The organism is Aurantimonas sp. (assembly GCF_964217435.1).
GTDB lineage: Bacteria > Pseudomonadota > Alphaproteobacteria > Rhizobiales > Rhizobiaceae > Aurantimonas > Aurantimonas coralicida.
The window spans coordinates 20383-39135 of the sequence record NZ_CAXPJM010000040.1; the positions used below are offsets into that span (position 1 = coordinate 20383).

The following is an 18753-nucleotide window of genomic DNA, read 5'->3' on the forward strand; positions in this document are numbered from 1 at the left end:
GGCTATTCAACCGATTTTAATACCGGCGAGCATGCGCCCGGTACTGGACGTCACGCGTCCGGGTCATCAATAGGGATGACGAACCAACCGGTGGGCCAGGGTGGCCGCCGGCGCCACGAAGGGGAGAGACATGCTAAGAACGCAGACCGTCCGCGAGATCCTGTCCTGGTACGAGGGCGAGACGCCCGGCCTGAAAAGCAATCTCTCCCGCCTCTTGATGCACGGCAAGCTGGCCGGTACCGGCCGCGTCGTCATCCTGCCGGTCGACCAGGGCTTCGAGCATGGTCCGGCCCGCAGCTTTGCGCCGAACCCCGTCGGCTACGACCCGCACTATCTCTACCAGCTGGCCATCGACGCCGGTGTTTCCGGTTATGCCGCGCCGCTCGGCCTGCTCGAGCAGGGCGCCGACACCTTCGCGGGCGAGGTGCCGCTGATCCTGAAGCTGAACAGCGGCAATTCGCTGGTCGGCGGCGCCGACCAGGCGGTGACGGCGAAGGTCGAGGACGCCATGCGTCTCGGCTGCGTCGGCGTCGGCTTCACGATCTATCCGGGTGCCGACAATTCCTACGCCATGATCGAGGAGCTGCGCGAGATCAGCTACGAGGCCAAGTCGCGCGGCCTGATGACGGTGGTGTGGTCGTATCCGCGCGGCGGCAAGGTGACGAAGGACGGCGAAACCGCGCTCGACATCATTGCCTATGCCGCACACATGGCGGCGCTGATGGGCGCGACGATCATCAAGGTGAAGCTGCCGACCAGCCATCTCGATCTCGACGCGGCCAAGACGGTCTACGACAAGTACGAGATCCCCGGCGATACGGCCGCAGCGCGGGTGCGCCACATCATGCAGGCGGCCTTTGCCGGCAAGCGCCTGGTGGTCTTCTCGGGCGGCGCGGCGAAGAACACCGACGAGCTGCTCGACGAAGTGCGGGCCATCCGCGAAGGCGGCGGCAACGGCTCGATCATTGGCCGCAACTCCTTCCAGCGTCCGAAGGAAGAGGCGCTGGCGCTTCTCAACGAAGTCATGGACATCTACCGCTAGACCAATCTTCGGCGGCGCCGATAGAGGCGCCGCCGGTATCGGGCCTGCTCAGCCGTTCAGGACCTGCGCGTTCGTGCTAGCGTGTCGCCATGTCGGCGCTCTTCCCATCAAGCCGGGTCTTCGATGCTCTTGCGGCGGTCTGGCTGGCGGCGGTGCTGTTCGCGGCCGGGGGACAGGCGGATGCTGCCGAGCTCCTGATGTTCGAGCAGGCCGGCTGTCCGTTCTGCGAGGCCTTCGACGGGGAGATCGCACCGGGCTATCCCGCCAGCAACGCCGGGCGGGCCGCTCCGCTGCGCCGGGTCGACATCCATGACGACCGCCGCGGCGGCATCGATACGCTGGTGCCCGCCGTCTTCACGCCCACCTTCGTGCTGGTGGACGGAGAGGGTCGCGAAATCGGACGGCTCGAGGGCTATCCCGGCCGCAAATGGTTCTATCCGGAAATCGACGCGCTGATTGACCGACTGCCAGCCGGCGAGCCGGCGGCGGAAACGGCTCCCGAATGAGGCGTCCGTTCGCAGGCCGTTGACGCCCGGCGGCGCCGAAACGACAGCGGCCGCCCGAGGGCGGCCGCGATCTGCGTCTCCGGGAAGTGAGCCTACTGGGCCGCAGCGGCAGCCAGTGCCTCGGCCGGGTCGCGCGTTGCGCCGGCTTCGTCGAAGGAGGCGAGATAGGCGATGATATCGACCATCTCCTGTTCCTTCTTGATGCCGGGGAAGACCATCTTGGTGCCCTTCACCACATCGCGCGGATTGGTGAGCCAGGCCGTCATCAGTTCCTCGTTCCAGGCCGCCTTGTCGGCCGCCCATTCCTGGAAGGCGGGCGAGAAGGAATAGCCCTCGACGGCGCCCGGCTTCTCGCCGATGACGCCGTTCAGCTCGGGGCCGATCTTGTTCTTGGCGCCTTCACCGACGGCGTGGCAGGCCATGCATTTGCGGAAGACCTTCTTGCCGGCATCCGGATCTCCGGCGGTCTGGGCAAGAGCCCCGTTCGCCAGTGTCAGCGAGAGCAGGGCTCCCGCAGCGACGATCAACCTGTTCATATGTCCTCCAACCAATGACGGTGCCTTCGGAAGGATATGGAACGGTTCCAGAGAGGGCAATCAGCCGGACCGCGAATTCAGGTCGCAGGCGGCGTGGCCGTGCGAATGGAATGGCGGCGCGGCGCGGGCAGGAGGCTCTCACTGCCTTGGCGCGCCTGCTCGTCCGGCGTCGATCCTGCGAAGATGAAGTGTATCCGGGCGGGGTACTTTGCAACGCTTCAGTCTCCCGCGACGCGAAGACGGGTTGGACCGCCGGGAGTTGATACGCGGCGATCGGCGGATGTCCATGCGCAGGTGTCAAACAGACGATCCGCACTCTGATCTGGATCGATGCTCCATCGGTGAAAATCGGTGATTGAGCGTGGCGGGAATGGGGCGGCTTTCCGCTCGGTCGCCGCCTGATCCGCAATTCCCGCCGACCCCCTGCGATGCGGGGGTAGGCCACGCTCGGGCCTGATCGGGACGTTGCTGCATCGCGGTCTAGGAATAACTTCCGACACAACTTCGCCTCATTGATTAAGGCCGTCCGTGAACGGGCGGTTGACGTAAACCATCGTTTTTAAGGGAGAATAAAGGGTCGGGCGTTACGAAGGATTCACGACGCCGGGTCCTGCAGGTCCTCGTTGCGGATCGGCAACACGGCGAAGGAGAACGTATTCCTGCCATCTTCTGAGCACGGATGCGAACCATAACCCTCCCGAACCCGACAAGACGGGTGCGGCATTCGGAGCCGACGGCAGCGTCGGTCCGGAGACAAGGTCGCGCAAGCGACATAATGGAGTACGACTATGAAACGCCTTGCACTGCTTCTCGCCACCACGGCTTTCGTGACCCCGGCCCTGGCCGCGGACGTCATCTATGAGGAGCCGCCGGCACCGGCACCGATGGCCATCGAGCCTGTCGCCACCACCGCAACCTGGACCGGCCTCTACATCGGTGGCCAGGCTGGCGTCGCATTCGGCAACGAGTCCGATGGCGCGACGTTCAACCCGGGCGGCGGCGGCGCATTCGGCACCGGCACGTATTCCGAAGATGACGACAATGCCGGCTTCATCGGCGGTGGTCACATCGGTTACGACTACCAGATCAACGACTTCGTCGTGGGTGCGGTCGCCGACATCAACTACATCGATGCCGAGACCAACCGCTCCTACACGACCGGTGGCTCGACCTTCTCGACGAGCAGCGACATCAACTACCTCGGCACGGTCCGGGCGCGCGTTGGTTACGCCATGGACAGCGTCCTGCTCTACGGTACGGGCGGTCTCGCCTATGCCGGCGTCGACAACGACGCGACGGCTCCGTCCACTTCGACGGGTAGCACCTTCGCTGGCTACACCTTCGACCAGGACGAAGACGATACGGACATCGGCTATGCCGTCGGTGGTGGCGTCGACGTGATGGCGACGAACAACATCTCGTTCGGCGTCGAGTACCTCTACACGAACCTCGGTTCGAACGATCAGACGGTTACGGGCACGAATGCTGCCGGTAACACCGTCAGCTTCACCAGCGAGTCGAACAACGACGACCTGGACTTCCACACGATCTGGGCCAAGGCCTCGTATCGCTTCAACTAAGAACGGTTCCGGACGCCTCGCGCGTCCGGTTTCGCTTTAAAGCCCGGCGGATCCTCGCGATCCGTCGGGCTTTTTGGTTTGCGGATGTTCGAAACCGGCGGGAATGACCGTGGTCAGGCCAGCGGCGGCAGCCCGAGATCGGCGCGGCGCGGCAGGTCGGCGCCGCGACGGGAGCAGGTGACCGCGGCCGCCCCGACCGCGAAGCGAAGCAGCGATTCCACGCTGGCCTGGTCGGCCTGCTTCAGGGCGGCGCGTGACAATTGCCCGCGCTCCTTGAGCGCTGCGAGGAGAGCGGCCTGAAACGTGTCGCCGGCGCCGACCGTATCGGCGACGACGATCCGCTGCCCCGCGACCGTGGCGGTGACGCCGCCACCCGTCAGCGCGATAGCGCCGTTCTCGCCGCGCGTGACCACCGCCATCTCCGCTCCGGCGCCGACCCAGTCCGCCAGCACGGCTTCGGCGGCGCGTCCCGGATAGAGCTGTTCGAGATCTTCCTCGCTTGCCTTCACCAATCCGGCGAAAGGAACGAGCTCGGCGACTTTCGCGCGCCAGATGTCGATGTCCGGCTCGATCGCGGTGCGGATGTTCGGATCGTAGGAGATGAAGCGTCGTCCGGATTCCTGGCGCACCAGCTTCATCAGTGCGGATGCCGTCGGTTCGGTGACGGTCGAATAGGACGCGACATGGATCGCTGCGAGCGCGTCGGGAAATTCGGCCGGGACGTCCGACGGTTCGACCGAACGGTCGGCCGTGCCCTCGATGTAGAAATCGTAGGCTGCCGAGCCGTCGGCGGCGAGCGAGACCATGGCGAGAGTGGTGTTGCGATCCGTCGGGATCAGGAATTGCTGGTCGATCGCCTCGCGTTCCATGAAGCCGCGAATGCGGGTGCCGAAGATGTCGCGCGAGACCTTCGTGAAGAAGCCGGCGGGATGTCCGAGGCGCGCCAGACCGAGCGCGACGTTCAGCGGCGAGCCGCCGACACGGCCGGCAAGCGCGATCTGCGCCACGTCGTCGCCGGTTTCGACGAAAAGATCGAACAGCGCATCGCCGCAACTGAGGAACATGGCAGGCCTCCCGCACCCCGGATCCACTCTGGTGCCTTTAGCGGCTAGCAGGTCTCGGCGAAACGGGGAAGGCGAGGGGCGTTCGGGACGGTCGCCGCAACGGGCTTTCTTCCGCGGCCGCCACGCCTATGATCGGCGAACGGAGCAAGCAACAAGGATACCGCAGCAATGGCATTCGAACGGGTCAACGGCGTCGTTCTCCATCACAAGGTCGAGGGGAACGCGGCAGGGCCGACGCTGGTCTTCGCCAATTCGCTCGGGACCGATTTCCGCATCTGGGACGCCATGGTCGCCGATCTGTCGGCCGACTACCGGATCGTTCGCTATGACAAGCGTGGCCATGGCCTTTCCGAGGCGACGCCGTCACCCTATGCGATGGAAGACCACGTCGCCGACCTCAAGGCGCTGATCGATCATCTGGGGCTTGTCGATCCGCTGGTCGTCGGGCTGTCGATCGGCGGTATGATCGCGCAGGGGCTCGCCTCGCAGCATCCGGGCGTCGCCAAGGGGCTGGTGCTGATGGATACGGCGCATCGCATCGGCTCGGACGAGCTGTGGAACCAGCGGATTACCGCGATCGAGGCGGACGGCATCGCGGCCATTTCCGACCAGATTCTGCAGCGCTGGTTCACGCCCGACTTCCGCGCGCCCGGCAAGCCCGACTTCGTCGGCTATTCCAACATGCTGCTGCGCACGCCGCTGGCCGGCTATCTGGGCAGTTGCTGCGCCCTGCGCGATGCCGATTATACAGACGCGACACGAGCGCTGACGCTACCGGTGCTCTGCGTCGTCGGCGACCACGACGGCTCGACCCCGCCCGATCTCGTGCGCTCGACCGCCGATCTCATCGCAGGCGCGCGCTTCGAGATCGTTGAGAATGCCGGGCATCTGCCGTGCATCGAGCAGCCGCAGGCGACGACGCGGCTGGTGGCGGACTTCGCGGCCGAGGTGTTCGGCGGCGCGCGCGACCAATGACGGCAGCCGTCTTCTCCAATCCGATCCTCGCCGGTCTCCTAGGGGACGAGGAACTCTCCTCCTACTTCACCGCCGCATCCGACATCGAAGCCATGCTGGCCTTCGAGACGGCGCTGGCCGAGGCCGAGGCCGCGGAAGGATTGATCCCCGCAGAATCAGCTGCCGCGATTGCGGCACGGACGGCGGGTTTCACCCCGGACATTGCCGGTCTGGCTGAGGGAACGGCCCGCGACGGGGTGGTGGTGCCGGACCTGCTGCGGCAACTCAGATCCGATCTCGCCGACGATCATGCGGCGGCGCTGCACAAGGGCGCAACCAGCCAGGACGTGATCGACGCGTCCATGGCGATGCGCATGCAGGGAGTGTCGCTCGTCCTCGACCGGCGGCTGGCTGCAATGGTCGACGGGCTGGCCGAGTGGAGCATTTTGGCGGGCGATGCCGAGGTGATGGCCCATACCCGCATGCAGGCGGCGCGCCCGACCCGGTTCCAGCGCAAGCTGTCGGCGTGGTCGGACCCGCTGGTGCGGTGCCGGCTGCGGCGTGAGAAGATCGCCCCGCGGGCCTTCGCCCTGCGGTTCGGTGGCGCCGTCGGGGACCGAGCCGGTCTCGACGCCAAAGGGGACGCGGTCGCGGAGCGCGTCGCCGGGACGCTGGGGCTCTGGTCGGCGCCGGGCTCTCTGCATTCCGACCGCGACGGCATCGTCGAGTTCGGCACCTGGCTGTCGCTGATCACCGGCGCGCTCGGCAAGTTCGGGCAGGACGTCGTGCTGTCGTTGCAGAACGAGGTCGGCGAACTGACGCTGCAGGGTGGTGGCGGATCCTCGGCCATGCCGCACAAGCAGAACCCCGTCGGGGCGGAGGTACTGGTCACGCTGGCGCGCTTCAACGCCACGCTGGTCTCGGGTCTGCACCAGTCGCTGGTGCATGAGAACGAGCGGTCCGGTGCGGCCTGGACGCTGGAATGGATGATCCTGCCGCAGATGGCGATGGCCGCCGGCGCGGCGACGCGCACGGCGCGGGATCTGCTGGGCCGGTTGTCACTGGCGCAGGCGGCACGAACAGGCTGAGCCGATCGCGAGCGGCACGGAAACTCCGCTCGTGTTTCCGGCCTTCTTCGAAACGCGAACGCGTTGCCTGGCTCAACGATCGGGCGACGCGCCCTCGTCTGGCTGCCGTTCAGGCGGCGCGGTCGAGGCGCGAGCGCGCAGCGGGTTGCTGCGATCCGCTGCCCTGATGGACGGCATCGTCGTCCAGGCGGAAGCGTTCGACCACATCGCCGAGATTGCGGGCGTCGGCCGCCAGTGCCTGCACGGCGGCGGTGGTCTCCTCGACCAGGGCGGCATTCTGCTGGGTCGCCCGGTCCATCTCGGCCGCGGCGCCGGAGACCTCCCTGAGGCTCGTCGCCTGCTCGGTCGCGGAGACCGCGATCCGGCCGATGACGTCGGTCATCGCGGCAACTTCCTGGACGATCTCGTCGAGGCTGCGACCTGACGCGGTGACGAGTTCGACGCCGTTCTTCACCTCCTCACCCGAGGCCGAGATGAGCAGCTTGATCTCCTTCGCCGCATCGGCGGAGCGCTGGGCGAGGCCGCGCACTTCCTGCGCGACCACGGCGAATCCCTTGCCCGCTTCGCCGGCACGGGCCGCCTCGACGCCTGCATTCAGCGCCAGGAGATTGGTCTGGAAGGCGATTTCGTCGATCACCCCGATGATTTCGCCGATCTTGTGGGACGAGGTTTCGATCCTGCTCATCGCGGCGACGGCGCGCGAGACGACCTCGCCGCCCTTTTCCGCCTTGTCACGGGCGGCCGTCGCAACGGTCCGCGCCTGGCTGGAACTCTCGGCCGTTCGGTTGACTGCCGCCGTCACCTCGCCGAGGGCCGCGACCGTCTGCTCCAGGGAAGCCGCCTGCTGCTCGGTGCGGTGCGCCAGATCGGCGGAGGATTGGGCAATGCCGCCCGTCGCCTGCTCGACGCTACCGACGGTAGACGCCACCTCGGCGAGCGCATCGGCCAGAGCGCCGATGGCGCTGTCGAAATCGGTGCCGATCTTGCCGAAAGCGGCCGGCAGCTTCGTCGCGAGGCGGGCGCGCAGGTCGCCGCCGGCGATCTGGTTCAGCGCCGTCGCCAGCGTCTCGATGGCGCGGGTCTGCTCTTCGGCGGCCCTAGCTTCGGCGGCCTGCGCCTTCGCACCCTCCTCACGCATCTCGACCATCACCGTGAGGTCGACGAGGAAGGTGACATAGGCGGGCTTGCCGTTGATCTTGGTCGCCATGATGGTGACGAAGCCGGGAAAGGTCGTGCCGTCGAGGCGCTTGGTCGTCCATTCGAAGCGCGCCGCGCCGTTCTTCGTCGCCTCGGCGAGAATGTCGCGGAGCCGGGCGTCGCTGCGACTGCCGTCGGGCTGGGTGTCCGGGGAAATTGCCTTCGGGGTGAGGCCGACGATGCCCTCGCGCCTGCCCCGCAGCATGGCCTCGGTCGCGGGATTGCAGTCGCGGATCACGCCGTCCTGAAGGACGTAGTAGCCGTCGGGCGAGACTTCGATCACCGCGTCGGCGAACTGCTCGCGATAGCTTCTCTGTCTGCGCATCATCTGCAGCATGCCGGTGTCTCCCCCCGCAACAATTCCGGGAAGCCTAGCAAGTCGTGGTGAACGAAAGGTTGCTGTTTCCGCGCGTCAAGCATCGGTGCCGGGCGGCATTGCATGTTGCGTTCGCTAACACGTCCGTCTTCTTGGCGTTCCGCTAGGTCCCGCGCAGGGCGTAGGTGCCGAAGGCCGGCACCTTGATCGCCAGGCGGCGTGGGTCCAGCCCGGCGACGAGGCCGAGGAAATTGACCTCGAAGCCGGAGTCCCAGCCGACGACAAGGCCGGCATAGCCCCACAGCGACAGCCGGAACTCGGCCCGGTCGGGATCAAGCGCGACGAGGCGCCCCTCTGAAGGGTAGTCGCGGCCGATCGCGGCGGCCGGCAGAGTGGCGGCGATGCCGGGCACGGCGCGCATCACATGGGCGACGAAAGTGTTGGAGTTCGGCCCGGGGAAGATGTGGTAGCCGCCCGAAGCCGCGAAAGGGTAGGAGGCGATGGCGTCGAGGACCTGCGGGATCAGGCGTTCGGCGCGCTCTCCCGTGACGGCGACGACGATCTCGGGAACATTGGAGTACCACAGGCCATCGGCCGGCCGGTGGTTCTGCCGGATCGGCATGCCCCAGCCGACCTTGTCCCAACGCTCGTAGGGGCTGGCGCCATCGCCCTTCAAGACGATCCAGGAATGCTGGGAGACGGCGCCCTTCATGCCGCCGGTGCGCGCGGCGAGGATGTAGAGGGCCGCCGGCGTGTCTTCGGCCGGCACCGGCAGGATCTGGGCCGAGCTCCAGTCCGCCTGGCGCCACGAGCCGGGATGTTCGCCGGTCCACCAGAGCAACGCGGAGAGGGCCGCCGGCAGCACATAGACTCCGGCAATGAGAAGCAGCAGCAATTTCAAGGGACGCATCGGCTCGCGGGCAGGTGGCGGGGGGCGTGTCGGACTGATATTGAGGCGACGTTTCGAAACAGCAGCTTAAGGTCGAGGTGCCCAATGGCAAACCCGGTTCTCGTGGAAGTGACCCGCGGCGGTATCGTGGAGAGTTTCCATCGCGGCGGTTTCGCGCTCGTCGATGGTTCGGGCGAGATGGTCGACCATCGCGGCGACATCCTGCGGCCGGTGTTCCCGCGCTCGGCGATCAAGGTGTTCCAGGGAATTCCGCTGATCGAGACCGGCGCCGCCGATGCCTACGGTTTCGGCGACCGCGAACTGGCGCTGGCCTGTGCCTCCCATTCGAGCGAGGACGGCCATGCGCGTCTGGCGGCGGAGATGCTGGCAAAAGCCGGGCTCGACGGCACGGCGCTGGAATGCGGCTGCCACTGGCCGTTCGACGCCTCGGTGTCGCGCGATCTAGCCCGGCGCGACGAGAGGCCGACGGCGCTGCATAACAACTGTTCGGGCAAGCATGCCGGCTTCCTGTGCACGGCGGTGCATCAGGGCGAGGAAACCCGCGGCTATGTCGGGCTCGGTCATCCGGTGCAACAGCGCGCAAAGGCGGTGATCGAGGATCTGACCGGCTTCGATCTGAATTCCGATGTCTGCGGCACCGACGGCTGCTCGATCCCGACCTTCGCCGCGCCGCTGAAGAGCTTTGCCCATGGCTTCGCCAAGCTGGTCAGCGGACATGGGATCGCACCCGAACGCGCAGCTGCCGGCCGGCAGCTCATCGACGCCTGCATGGCCCATCCCTGGGAGATGTCGGGCACCGGCCGGGCCTGCGAGGCCTTGATGCAGATCGCACCCGGCAAGGTCTTCGCCAAGACCGGTGCCGAGGGCGTGTTCTGCGGAGCGTTGCCTGAGCTCGGCCTCGGCTTCGCGCTGAAGATCGACGACGGCGCGACACGGGCCAGCGAAGTGCTCGCGGCAGCGGTCATCGCCGCAGCGCTGCGCAGCCACGATGCCGATCTGGCGGCCCGTTTCGATGCGCTGTCCGAGTCGACGCTGCGCAACTGGGAGAAGACCGAGGTCGGCGCCGTCCGGGCGACGCTCGACTAGTCCGGCGTCAGGCGCTCAGCTCCAGTCGCTCTTCGGCGCCGACCGCGTCCGCTCGCTGTTCTTGGCAGGGCTGCGGGTGGAGCGCCGGCGCGGCGCCGGTTTGGTCGTCGGCTTCAGCCGGATGTCGACGCTGCCGCCCTCCGGGTCGTCGACCTCGAACAGGTCGGTCGAGCGCACGAGGTCCGACAGCTTCTTGAAGCCGTAGGTACGCGGATCGAAGTCCGAGGACAGGTTGAGGAGCTGCTTGCCGAAGCTGCCGAGATTCACCCAGCCATCCTCGGTGTCCATCTGGTCGATGACCCGCTTGAGCAGTTCGGCGGCTTCCTGCGGCTTGGCGAGCGGCGCGCTGGTCGGCTTGCCGTCGTCCTTCTCCGGCGCGATGCGCTGGGGCAGCAGGTTCTCGGTGTAGATGAAGCGGCGGCAGGCCTGGCGGAAGCTCTCGGGGGTCTTCTGCTCGCCGAAGCCGTAGACATCGACACCCTGCTCGCGGATCCGCGCCGCCAGCCGCGTGAAGTCGCTGTCCGACGAGACCAGGCAGAAACCGTCGAAGCGTCCGCTGTGGAGAAGATCCATCGCGTCGATGACGAGGGTGATGTCGGAGGCGTTCTTGCCGGTCGTGTAGGCGAATTGCTGCTGCGGGATGATGGCGTGGCGCGACAGCACGTCGGCCCAGCCCTTCGAGCGCGACGAGGAGAAGTCGCCGTAGATGCGGCGCACGCTGGCTTCGCCAATCTTGGCGATTTCCTCGAACAGGCCGTCGGCGATCCGCGATGAGGCGTTGTCGGCGTCGATCAGCACGGCAAGGCGGGCGGTGCGGTCGGGTCTTGTGTTGGACATGCAGAAATCCTTGGCTCTCGTGAGAGGCGATTTAAGGCGCGCGGCGCCGGTGCACAGGCATCGGCTGCGACACGCGCGAAATGGATGTTTGTGAGGGTGGCGAGGTCGTCATCGGTTCCCGCCGGAGCGGGGCAGACCCAGATGGTCGAGGATGTCTTCGGCAACGGCCGAGGGCGCCCGTTCCCCGGTGCGCACGGCGTTTTCACCGGCAGCGATCTCGGCCGGCCAGTTCGGCCCGGACAGGACGCGCCGGCGGATCGCGGCGTCGAGGCTGGACCACAGCCAGCGCACGCGCTGGTCTGCCCGGCGCTCGTCCCAGGCGCCGTTCTCGCGATGCACCTGCCGGAAGCGTTCGATCTCGCTCCAGAGCGCGTCGAGCCCGGCGCCGGTCATGCCGGAAACCGTGGCGACGGGGACGCGCCATGCGGCCGAACGCGGGGCCAGTATGTTGAGCGCCGAGCGGATCTCGGAGGCGGCCGTCTTCGCCGCATCGACATTGTCGCCGTCGGCCTTGTTCATGGCGATGATGTCGGCGACCTCGAGGATGCCCTTCTTGATCCCCTGCAATTCGTCGCCGCCACCGGGGATCATCAGGAGAAGGACGAGATCGACCATCTCCGCCACCGCGACCTCGGCCTGGCCGACGCCCATGGTCTCGACGATCACCACGTCGAAGCCGGCCGCTTCGCAGAGGAGCATCGTCTCGCGGGTCTGGGCTGCGACGCCGCCGAGCGTGCCGGAGGACGGGGAAGGGCGGACATAGGCATTTCGATCGACGCTGAGCCGCGCCATGCGGGTCTTGTCGCCGAGGATCGAGCCGCCGCTGCGGACCGAGGACGGGTCCACCGCCAGCACCGCAACCCGGTGGCCCTTCGCCGTCAGCATGGAGCCGAAGGCGTCGAGAAGGGTCGACTTGCCGACGCCCGGAACGCCGCTGAGCCCGATGCGGATCGCCCGTCCGGTCTCCGGCGCGAGACGATCGAGCAGCGCGGCTGCCGTCGCGCGATGGTCCGCGCGGGTCGATTCGACCAGGGTGATCGCCCGCGAGAGCGCGGCGCGCGATCCTTCGAGCAAGGATGCCGCCAATGTGTCGGGATCGGTGAAATCGGCCATGGGAGCCTGCAATAGTGGGCCTCGGCGTGGCTGTCGACCATAGTGGCGCCGTATGGGAAACATTCCCGATAACGGCTCCCACCGGTCTTTGTGACCCCGCGTGGCTTCCGATGATGAAACGCTTTTGCTAGCTTTCCGTTGGTGGGTACAGCGATCGACCTTCTGTCGGTCGCGGCACTTTGGGAGAATGACAATGGCCTGGAACAAGCCCGTTATCACGGAAGTCTGCGTCGCGATGGAAATCAACGGCTACATGCCGATCGAATTCTAATTGTCGACTGCACATGATAGCCGCGGGCGGGCACAGACCCGCCTGCGGCTTTTTGTATTGGGCTCCGCTGCCGGCGGCGGCTATCCCCAGTGGAACTGCCTCTGTGACGTGTGCCGCCTCTACTGGACCGGCGACACCCGCGTCAGCGCGCGCTCGCAATCCTCGATCGCCGCGACGGCGGACGGTGAGAACTGGCTTCTTCTGAATGCCTCTCCCGACCTGCGCGAGCAGATCATGCGATCCCCGCCCATCTCGCCGATGGCCGGGGCTGCCGATGCGACGCGGCGTGCGTCGCCGATCGGTGCGGTGCTCGTCACCAATGGCGACGTCGATCATGTCGCCGGCCTCCTGACATTGCGCGAGAAGCAGACTTTCCCGCTCTACGGAACGGCGGGCGTTCTCGACGTCATCCAGCAAAACCCGATCTTTTCCGTCCTCGACCCCGCTTGTGTCGAGCGCCGGCCGGTTGCGGTCGGGCAGGCGTTCGAGCCGGTGTCCGGACTGGAGGTCGAGATCTTCTCGGTTCCCGGCAAGGTCCCGCTCTACCTGGAAAAGGGTGAGGTCGATGTCGGCGAGGAAGGCGAGATGACCGTCGGCGTCCGGCTGACGGCGCATGGCCAGACCGCCTATTACATTCCCGGCTGCGCCGCGGTGACGGAACCGCTGCGCGAGCGCGTGCGCGGCGCCGACGCGCTGCTCTTCGACGGGACCGTGTTCGAGGACGACGAGATGGCGCAGGCCGGCGTCGGTCCGAAGACCGGCCGACGCATGGGCCACATCCCGATCTCGGGCGAGGGCGGCAGCCTGAACGCCTTCGACGATCTGGGGATCGGTCACCGGACCTATATCCACATCAACAACACCAATCCGATCCTGATCGAGGGATCCGACCAGCGGCAGGCTGTCGAGGCGGCCGGCTGGCAGGTTGCGAAGGATGGCATGGAGATCGCGCCATGACGGCCATGATGGATCGCGAGGCCTTCGAGGCGGCGCTGCGCCAGATCGGTGCGGAGCGCTACCACCACCTGCATCCGTTCCAGCAAATGCTGCAGAATGGCGAGCTGAGCTGCGAGCAGGTGCAGGCCTGGGCCCTCAATCGCTACTACTACCAGTCGCAGATCCCGGTGAAGGATTCGCACATCCTGGCACGTCTGCAGACAACGGAGCTGCGGCGCGAATGGCGCCAGCGGATCATCGACCATGATGGACAGGAGGCGTCCGAGGGGCAGCCGGCGCAGCGCGGCGGCATCGAGAAATGGATTGCCCTGACCGATGGCGTCGGCCTCGATCGTGCCTATGTGGAGAGCGGCGCCGGTATCCTGCCCGGCACCCGTTTCGCCGTCGATGCCTATGTGCATTTCGTGCAGGAGAAGACGCTGCTGGAGGCCATCGCCTCGTCACTGACCGAGCTGTTCTCGCCGAATGTCATCGGCACGCGCGTGCGCGGCATGCTCGAGCATTACGACTTCATCTCGCGCGAGACGCTGGCCTATTTCGACAAGCGTCCCGTGCAGGCCAAGCGTGATTCCGATTTCGCGCTGGAGTATTGTCTGGAGAACGCCCGCCGGCCGGAAGAGCAGGAGGCGGTGCTGAACGCCCTGCGGTTCAAGTGCCACGTGTTGTGGGCGCAGCTCGACGCCCTGTATTTCGCCTATGTCGCGCCGGGGCTGACCCCGCCCGATGCCTGGCAACCCGGCACGGCAGAGAAAGAGAATCCGAGATCATGACCGAGATTGCCGACACCACGATTCCGAAGCTGCCGCACGGCGTGAAGTTTCGCGAAGACAAGGTCCGCGGCAATTTCATCCTGGTCGGCCCGGAGCGGATCTTCAACGCCGACGGCGTTGCGACCGAGATCCTGAAGCGGGTCGACGGCAAGTCCGACTTCGGCACGATCGTCCGCTCGCTGGCCGAGGTCTTCGCCGCTGACGAAGCCACCATCCGCCCCGACGTCGCGAGCTTCCTTGTCGATCTCAGCGACAAGCAAATGGTGACGTTATGAACGAAGCCGTCTTTCCCCAGCCGGCCGGCGAGCCGGTCGCGCAGCCGACGCCGGCGCCGCCACTGGGCCTTCTGGCCGAACTCACCCATCGTTGCCCGCTGCGCTGCACCTATTGCTCGAACCCGCTGCAGCTCGACGGCCGGTCCAGCGAGCTCGACACCGAGACCTGGAAGCGGGTGTTCAGCGAGGCCGCCGAACTCGGCGTCATCCATATTCATCTGTCCGGCGGCGAGCCGACGGCGCGCAAGGACATCGTCGAGCTGACCCGCCACGCCAGCGAGGTCGGCCTCTATACCAACCTCATCACCTCCGGCGTCGGCGTCAGCGACGACAAGCTGGATGCGCTGCTGGAGGCCGGCTGCGACCATATCCAGCTCTCGCTGCAGGGGGCGGATGCCCAGATCACCGAGCTTGTCGGCGGCTATCGCGGCGGCTTCGAGAAGAAGGAAGCGTTTGCCCGTTCTGTCGTAGAGCGCGGCTTCCCGCTGACGCTGAACGCGGTCATCCACCGGATGAACATTCATCAGGTGCCGCAGATGATCCAGAAGGCCGTCGATTTCGGCGCCAAGCGCCTGGAGATCGCCCATACGCAATATTACGGCTGGGCTTTGAAGAACCGGGCACAGCTGATGCCGGCGCGCGAGGACGTCGACCGGACGATCATCGAGGTCGAGGAAGCCCGCGAGCGGCTGAAAGGCACGCTGGTCATCGACGCGGTGTTCCCGGACTATTACGCCAAATATCCCAAGCTGTGTAACGGCGGCTGGGGCGCGCGGACGCTGAGCGTGACGCCGGCCGGACGGGCGCTGCCCTGCCATGCAGCCGAGACGATCAAGCATCTGGAATTCTGGTCCGTGCAGGACCATTCGATCGCCGACATCTGGTCGTCGTCGCCGGCTTTCGAGGCCTATCGCGGCACGTCGTGGATGAAGGAGCCCTGCCGCTCCTGCGAGCGCCGGCATATCGATTTCGGTGGCTGTCGCTGCCAGGCGCTGGCGCTGACGGGCGATGCGGCCAATACCGATCCGGCCTGCATCAAGTCGGACATGCATCAGCGCCTCGGCGAGATCGCCACGACGGAATCCTCGGCGGTCGTCGACCCCGGCGCCGCCGTCTATCGCGGTTTCCGCGCCGGATAGCCGTCCCCGTCACCGGGCCCCGGGACGGGGCGCCGGTTGCGCCTGAGGTTCCTCAGGCCGTCATGCCCGCCGTCTGGCCCGTCGCCTGCTTCCAGGAGAAGCGCCGCGCGGCATTGTCGTTGGCCGAGCCTGCCCAGCGCGCGCGGTCGACGAGGCTCGTCGAAGGACCATACAATTCCGCCCGTTCGCCGGCCGTCGACTGGAACACCGGAAACTTCGGGTGGAGTTCGCGGCGCAGCGTCTGCATGTCGTTGTAGCAGAGCGCGATCGGCTTCTTCAGTCCGGGATAATGCCGGGCCGGGGTGCGCGGGTGCAGAAGGCAGATCCGGTCGTAGAAGGGCACGTGTTCGGGCCGGACCGTCGCCAGCATGTAGGTGGCGTCGAAATGGTCGGCGAGCATGGAGCCGAGCCTGAGGCCCGCGAAGGGGAGGAGCGTCGTCATCTTCCGGACGCTGTGGTCGACGACGAAACGGGTCGGGTCGACGAAGCTCTCGCCCTTGTCGAGCAACGGCGTCAATTCAGCGCCGAAGACATCCATGGCCGGGCCGACGCGGCATTCCGGGGTGGTAACATGCAGGCGGATCGAGGCGACGAGTGCGTCATCGATCTCGATGCCCAGAACGAACGCGTTCACATCCTCGTCGTGACGATCTGAGAACATGCGCGACGGTGCTTCGCCGATCGCGCCTTCGGCAAGATACGCATCGTAGCGCAGGCGATAGATCTTCTCCCGATCCGTATCGCTGGTGGCCTGGAAATAACGGACGCTTCTCATCACGCTGGATATCTGAGAGCGACCGGAGAGTTTGCCAGACTTGCTCGTGCCTCGTTCCATGCTTCGTCAGTCCCCGCTGCATTTGACGACGATATCGTTCAAATTGTGCAGACAGGATTACGCATTTTTAAATATATGCAAAGCTGATATTGGAAAAGTAGTTAATTTCTGTTAATCAATCGGCTGCAGCGTTGATTCTGTTCACGGAATCGTAGCGCGACTTGTGGTGCGAGCGCGAAATCGAGCGCCGCTTACTGTCCGGCAATGGCGATCCGCGGGCGGCTCTCGGCCTTCTCGCGGTCGGACGAACTGCTGGCCCTGAGCAGGGTGCCGATGGCCGTTTCAGGCAAGGGGCGGCCGAAGACAAAGCCCTGGATCTGTGTGACCTGCGGGTCCGAAGAGACGAACTCCAAGAGCTCGATCGTTTCGACGCCCTCCACGACGATGCGAAGGTCCAGCGAGGCGACGAGGTGCACAAAGCCGCGCAGGAGCGACTGGCGTCGCTTATCGGCGATGATGCCGGTGAGGAAGGACCGGTCGATCTTCACCTTCCCGATCGGCAGACGGGCGATGTAGCTGAAGTTCGAGAAGCCGGTGCCGAAATCGTCGAGCGCAATGGAGATACCCATGTCGCGCAGGGCTTCCAGCTTGGCGAGGACGGGCTGGTGCTCGCCGAGGAGCAGGTTCTCGGTGATCTCGATCTCCAGCCGTCGCGGATCGAAATTCGTTTCACGCAACGCGGTGGAGATGACCTCGACCATGTCGGCGCGCAGCAACTGGCTCGGCGACAAGTTCACCGCCACGGCGACGGAAGACGGCCAGTCGCTGGCGATCCGCATCGCCTCGTAGAGCGTCCAGTCCGTCAGCATCCCCATCAGGCCGGTTTCTTCGGCCACCGGCAGGAACTCGCCCGGCGAGATCATGCGCCCGTCCGGCGCCATCCAGCGGATCAGCGCCTCGCAGGTGGAAATCCGCAGGGTGTTCGGCTCGACGAGTGGCTGGAAAAACAGGCGGAGCTGGTTGTCCTCGAGCGCCAGACGCAGACCGGTCTCGATCCGCAGGCGATTGGTCTCGCGATCCAGCATGTCGGCCGCGAACATGCGCGCGGTACTGCGGCCGGCACTCTTGGCCTGGTAAAGGGCGGTGTCGGCCTGACGGGTGAGAAGCTCGGCGTCCTCGCCATGCAGCGGGAAGAGGGCGGTACCGATACTGCAGCCGGTCGCGGCCGGCGCCCCCTGGATCATGAAGGGTTCGCGCATCGCCTCGACCAGCCGGTCGGCAAGGCCGGCGGCCGCTTCGGCATCTGCGCCATATTGCAGGATCAGGAACTCGTCGCCGGCAAAACGCGAGATGAAGCCGCTGGTCCCGACAACCTCGCGGAACCGCCGTGCCGTCTCGATCAGGACAGCGTCGCCGGCCTTGTGGCCGAGCGTGTCGTTGATCCGCTTGAACCGGTCGAGGTCGACGAAATGGACCGCGAAGGGCTCGTAGGTGTCGCGTGTCAGCTCATCGAGGCGGCGATTGGTATAGGCCCGGTTGGGCAGATGGGTCAGCGTGTCGAAATGCGCCAGTTCCTCGTTCATGCGGGCCGCGCGCAGCGCCCCGAGGAAGGTCTCGCAGATCCGTCCGTTGGTCCTGAGAATGCCGGCGAAGAACACCAGCAGGATGAAGGCGTAGCCGACATACCAGGCGGTGCCTTGGATGAGCAGGCCGGCGACCATCGGCACGGCTGCGGCTGCGGTCTGGACGCGGGCGATCAACGGGCTTGGAAAGTTGCGCGCCTGGATGCCGATCAGATAGCCGATGGCCGTCGCGAAGGAGACGACCTGCGCGAAGGCGCCGCCGCCGACGAGGAAGACGATGGTGGTCCAGGCACCGACGCTGGCGACATGGACGGTGCCGAGGACCAGATAAAGCCGTTCCCAGAAAACGACGTCGAAGTCGGCATTGTGGGAGCGCTGCCGGACCATCAGCATGGTCACCAGCCGGATCGCGGCAATCAGGGAGGTGAAGGCGACGACGCTCCAAAGGGCGTTCTGCCCGGTCTGGATCGCGGTCATGGAGGCGCCGACAGCGACAGCCACCGAGGCATAGGCGAAGGACAGCATATCGCCGTGCAGCGAGCGGACGATCTCGACGCGCTCGCTCGCTTCCCATCCGCCCAGCTGCAATTCTCGGGTCAGCAGCATACCGTCGGCCTCGCTTTCATCAGCGAAACTTGATCGAATTTCGTTAAGAGATCATTTAGCTACTTCTGCGCGATCATGTATCGGCCGATACACGCGGGGCCGAGATCGGCGACATGCAAAGTGCGAAACGCGATGCGTAGGCCCCGCG

19 protein-coding genes are annotated in these 18753 nt (G+C 66.1%); 11 read left to right on the forward strand and 8 right to left on the reverse strand.

Translation table 11 applies throughout. The features are described from left to right. The first annotated feature begins 130 nt into the window (after positions 1-130). A complete protein-coding gene (locus ACEQX1_RS15750; protein WP_024349019.1) occupies positions 131-1042 on the forward strand; it encodes a class I fructose-bisphosphate aldolase in 912 nt (303 codons plus the stop codon). Between the two features lie 89 nt (positions 1043-1131). Next, complete coding sequence (locus tag ACEQX1_RS15755; RefSeq protein ID WP_370193375.1) at positions 1132-1548, forward strand: thioredoxin family protein; 417 nt, start codon at positions 1132-1134, stop codon at positions 1546-1548. Between the two features lie 92 nt (positions 1549-1640). Here ACEQX1_RS15755 and ACEQX1_RS15760 read toward each other — a convergent pair whose 3' ends face one another. Then, on the reverse strand, positions 1641-2084 hold the full coding sequence (locus ACEQX1_RS15760; protein ID WP_024349017.1) for a cytochrome c family protein: 444 nt from the start codon (positions 2082-2084) through the stop codon (positions 1641-1643). A 788-nt stretch (positions 2085-2872) separates the two neighbouring features. On the opposite strand from ACEQX1_RS15760, the gene ACEQX1_RS15765 reads away from it, so the two are divergent. After that, on the forward strand, positions 2873-3664 hold the full coding sequence (locus ACEQX1_RS15765) for an outer membrane protein (protein ID WP_370193373.1): 792 nt from the start codon (positions 2873-2875) through the stop codon (positions 3662-3664). A 113-nt stretch (positions 3665-3777) separates the two neighbouring features. Here the strand turns inward: ACEQX1_RS15765 and ACEQX1_RS15770 are convergent, their stop codons facing one another. Then, complete coding sequence (locus ACEQX1_RS15770) at positions 3778-4728, reverse strand: carbohydrate kinase (protein WP_370193372.1); 951 nt, start codon at positions 4726-4728, stop codon at positions 3778-3780. A gap of 168 nt (positions 4729-4896) precedes the next feature. On the opposite strand from ACEQX1_RS15770, the gene pcaD reads away from it, so the two are divergent. Both pcaD and ACEQX1_RS15780 read left to right on the forward strand, forming a co-directional pair. Beyond that, complete coding sequence (gene pcaD, locus ACEQX1_RS15775) at positions 4897-5703, forward strand: 3-oxoadipate enol-lactonase (RefSeq protein WP_370193371.1); 807 nt, start codon at positions 4897-4899, stop codon at positions 5701-5703. Then, complete coding sequence (locus ACEQX1_RS15780; protein WP_370197038.1) at positions 5700-6770, forward strand: 3-carboxy-cis,cis-muconate cycloisomerase; 1071 nt, start codon at positions 5700-5702, stop codon at positions 6768-6770. Before pcaD ends, ACEQX1_RS15780 begins: the two co-directional genes overlap by 4 nt. A gap of 109 nt (positions 6771-6879) precedes the next feature. Here the strand turns inward: ACEQX1_RS15780 and ACEQX1_RS15785 are convergent, their stop codons facing one another. Continuing rightward, positions 6880-8304: a methyl-accepting chemotaxis protein gene (locus ACEQX1_RS15785; protein WP_370197039.1), complete on the reverse strand. Its 1425-nt coding sequence runs from the start codon at positions 8302-8304 to the stop codon at positions 6880-6882. A 142-nt stretch (positions 8305-8446) separates the two neighbouring features. Next, positions 8447-9193 (reverse strand): DUF3750 domain-containing protein, encoded by a 747-nt coding sequence (locus ACEQX1_RS15790; RefSeq protein WP_370194056.1) that lies wholly within the window; start codon positions 9191-9193, stop codon positions 8447-8449. 84 nt (positions 9194-9277) lie between these two features. Here ACEQX1_RS15790 and ACEQX1_RS15795 point away from each other — a divergent pair, with 84 nt between their 5' ends. Beyond that, positions 9278-10279: an asparaginase gene (locus ACEQX1_RS15795; RefSeq protein ID WP_370194055.1), complete on the forward strand. Its 1002-nt coding sequence runs from the start codon at positions 9278-9280 to the stop codon at positions 10277-10279. Between the two features lie 15 nt (positions 10280-10294). Here ACEQX1_RS15795 and ACEQX1_RS15800 read toward each other — a convergent pair whose 3' ends face one another. Continuing rightward, positions 10295-11116 (reverse strand): NYN domain-containing protein, encoded by an 822-nt coding sequence (locus ACEQX1_RS15800; protein WP_370194054.1) that lies wholly within the window; start codon positions 11114-11116, stop codon positions 10295-10297. 108 nt (positions 11117-11224) lie between these two features. Continuing rightward, a complete protein-coding gene (gene meaB / locus ACEQX1_RS15805) occupies positions 11225-12229 on the reverse strand; it encodes a methylmalonyl Co-A mutase-associated GTPase MeaB (RefSeq protein WP_370197040.1) in 1005 nt (334 codons plus the stop codon). Positions 12230-12422: 193 nt separating this feature from the next. On the opposite strand from meaB, the gene pqqA reads away from it, so the two are divergent. From pqqA to pqqE, 5 genes are read left to right on the forward strand one after another with little or no spacing between them, the layout of a single operon-like run. Beyond that, the gene (gene pqqA / locus ACEQX1_RS15810) at positions 12423-12500 is read left to right on the forward strand and encodes a pyrroloquinoline quinone precursor peptide PqqA (RefSeq protein ID WP_007067894.1); all 78 of its coding nucleotides are present in this window, start codon (positions 12423-12425) and stop codon (positions 12498-12500) included. Between the two features lie 42 nt (positions 12501-12542). After that, positions 12543-13457 carry a pyrroloquinoline quinone biosynthesis protein PqqB gene (gene pqqB, locus ACEQX1_RS15815; RefSeq protein WP_370194059.1) on the forward strand — a complete coding sequence of 305 codons (915 nt, stop codon included), beginning with the start codon at positions 12543-12545 and terminating at the stop codon, positions 13455-13457. Then, positions 13454-14227 carry a pyrroloquinoline-quinone synthase PqqC gene (gene pqqC / locus ACEQX1_RS15820; protein ID WP_370194052.1) on the forward strand — a complete coding sequence of 258 codons (774 nt, stop codon included), beginning with the start codon at positions 13454-13456 and terminating at the stop codon, positions 14225-14227. The genes pqqB and pqqC overlap by 4 nt, the downstream gene beginning before the upstream one ends. Continuing rightward, on the forward strand, positions 14224-14502 hold the full coding sequence (pqqD, locus tag ACEQX1_RS15825) for a pyrroloquinoline quinone biosynthesis peptide chaperone PqqD (protein ID WP_024349005.1): 279 nt from the start codon (positions 14224-14226) through the stop codon (positions 14500-14502). The genes pqqC and pqqD overlap by 4 nt, the downstream gene beginning before the upstream one ends. Continuing rightward, positions 14499-15641 carry a pyrroloquinoline quinone biosynthesis protein PqqE gene (gene pqqE, locus ACEQX1_RS15830; RefSeq protein ID WP_370194051.1) on the forward strand — a complete coding sequence of 381 codons (1143 nt, stop codon included), beginning with the start codon at positions 14499-14501 and terminating at the stop codon, positions 15639-15641. The genes pqqD and pqqE overlap by 4 nt, the downstream gene beginning before the upstream one ends. A gap of 52 nt (positions 15642-15693) precedes the next feature. Here pqqE and ACEQX1_RS15835 read toward each other — a convergent pair whose 3' ends face one another. After that, positions 15694-16416 (reverse strand): hypothetical protein, encoded by a 723-nt coding sequence (locus ACEQX1_RS15835; RefSeq protein ID WP_370194050.1) that lies wholly within the window; start codon positions 16414-16416, stop codon positions 15694-15696. Between the two features lie 251 nt (positions 16417-16667). Continuing rightward, the gene (locus tag ACEQX1_RS15840; protein ID WP_370194049.1) at positions 16668-18605 is read right to left on the reverse strand and encodes a putative bifunctional diguanylate cyclase/phosphodiesterase; all 1938 of its coding nucleotides are present in this window, start codon (positions 18603-18605) and stop codon (positions 16668-16670) included. Positions 18606-18753 lie beyond the last annotated feature (148 nt).

Bases quoted from the DNA above. Each gene is read 5' to 3' on its own strand.
- ACEQX1_RS15750 (WP_024349019.1), top strand. From the start codon at position 131: ATGCTAAGAACGCAGACCGTCCGCGAGATCCTGTCCTGGTACGAGGGC.
- ACEQX1_RS15755 (WP_370193375.1), top strand. From the start codon at position 1,132: ATGTCGGCGCTCTTCCCATCAAGCCGGGTCTTCGATGCTCTTGCGGCG.
- ACEQX1_RS15760 (WP_024349017.1), bottom strand. From the start codon at position 2,084: ATGAACAGGTTGATCGTCGCTGCGGGAGCCCTGCTCTCGCTGACACTG.
- ACEQX1_RS15765 (WP_370193373.1), top strand. From the start codon at position 2,873: ATGAAACGCCTTGCACTGCTTCTCGCCACCACGGCTTTCGTGACCCCG.
- ACEQX1_RS15770 (WP_370193372.1), bottom strand. From the start codon at position 4,728: ATGTTCCTCAGTTGCGGCGATGCGCTGTTCGATCTTTTCGTCGAAACC.
- pcaD (WP_370193371.1), top strand. From the start codon at position 4,897: ATGGCATTCGAACGGGTCAACGGCGTCGTTCTCCATCACAAGGTCGAG.
- ACEQX1_RS15780 (WP_370197038.1), top strand. From the start codon at position 5,700: ATGACGGCAGCCGTCTTCTCCAATCCGATCCTCGCCGGTCTCCTAGGG.
- ACEQX1_RS15785 (WP_370197039.1), bottom strand. From the start codon at position 8,304: ATGCTGCAGATGATGCGCAGACAGAGAAGCTATCGCGAGCAGTTCGCC.
- ACEQX1_RS15790 (WP_370194056.1), bottom strand. From the start codon at position 9,193: ATGCGTCCCTTGAAATTGCTGCTGCTTCTCATTGCCGGAGTCTATGTG.
- ACEQX1_RS15795 (WP_370194055.1), top strand. From the start codon at position 9,278: ATGGCAAACCCGGTTCTCGTGGAAGTGACCCGCGGCGGTATCGTGGAG.
- ACEQX1_RS15800 (WP_370194054.1), bottom strand. From the start codon at position 11,116: ATGTCCAACACAAGACCCGACCGCACCGCCCGCCTTGCCGTGCTGATC.
- meaB (WP_370197040.1), bottom strand. From the start codon at position 12,229: ATGGCCGATTTCACCGATCCCGACACATTGGCGGCATCCTTGCTCGAA.
- pqqA (WP_007067894.1), top strand. From the start codon at position 12,423: ATGGCCTGGAACAAGCCCGTTATCACGGAAGTCTGCGTCGCGATGGAA.
- pqqC (WP_370194052.1), top strand. From the start codon at position 13,454: ATGACGGCCATGATGGATCGCGAGGCCTTCGAGGCGGCGCTGCGCCAG.
- pqqD (WP_024349005.1), top strand. From the start codon at position 14,224: ATGACCGAGATTGCCGACACCACGATTCCGAAGCTGCCGCACGGCGTG.
- pqqE (WP_370194051.1), top strand. From the start codon at position 14,499: ATGAACGAAGCCGTCTTTCCCCAGCCGGCCGGCGAGCCGGTCGCGCAG.
- ACEQX1_RS15835 (WP_370194050.1), bottom strand. From the start codon at position 16,416: ATGAGAAGCGTCCGTTATTTCCAGGCCACCAGCGATACGGATCGGGAG.
- ACEQX1_RS15840 (WP_370194049.1), bottom strand. From the start codon at position 18,605: ATGCTGCTGACCCGAGAATTGCAGCTGGGCGGATGGGAAGCGAGCGAG.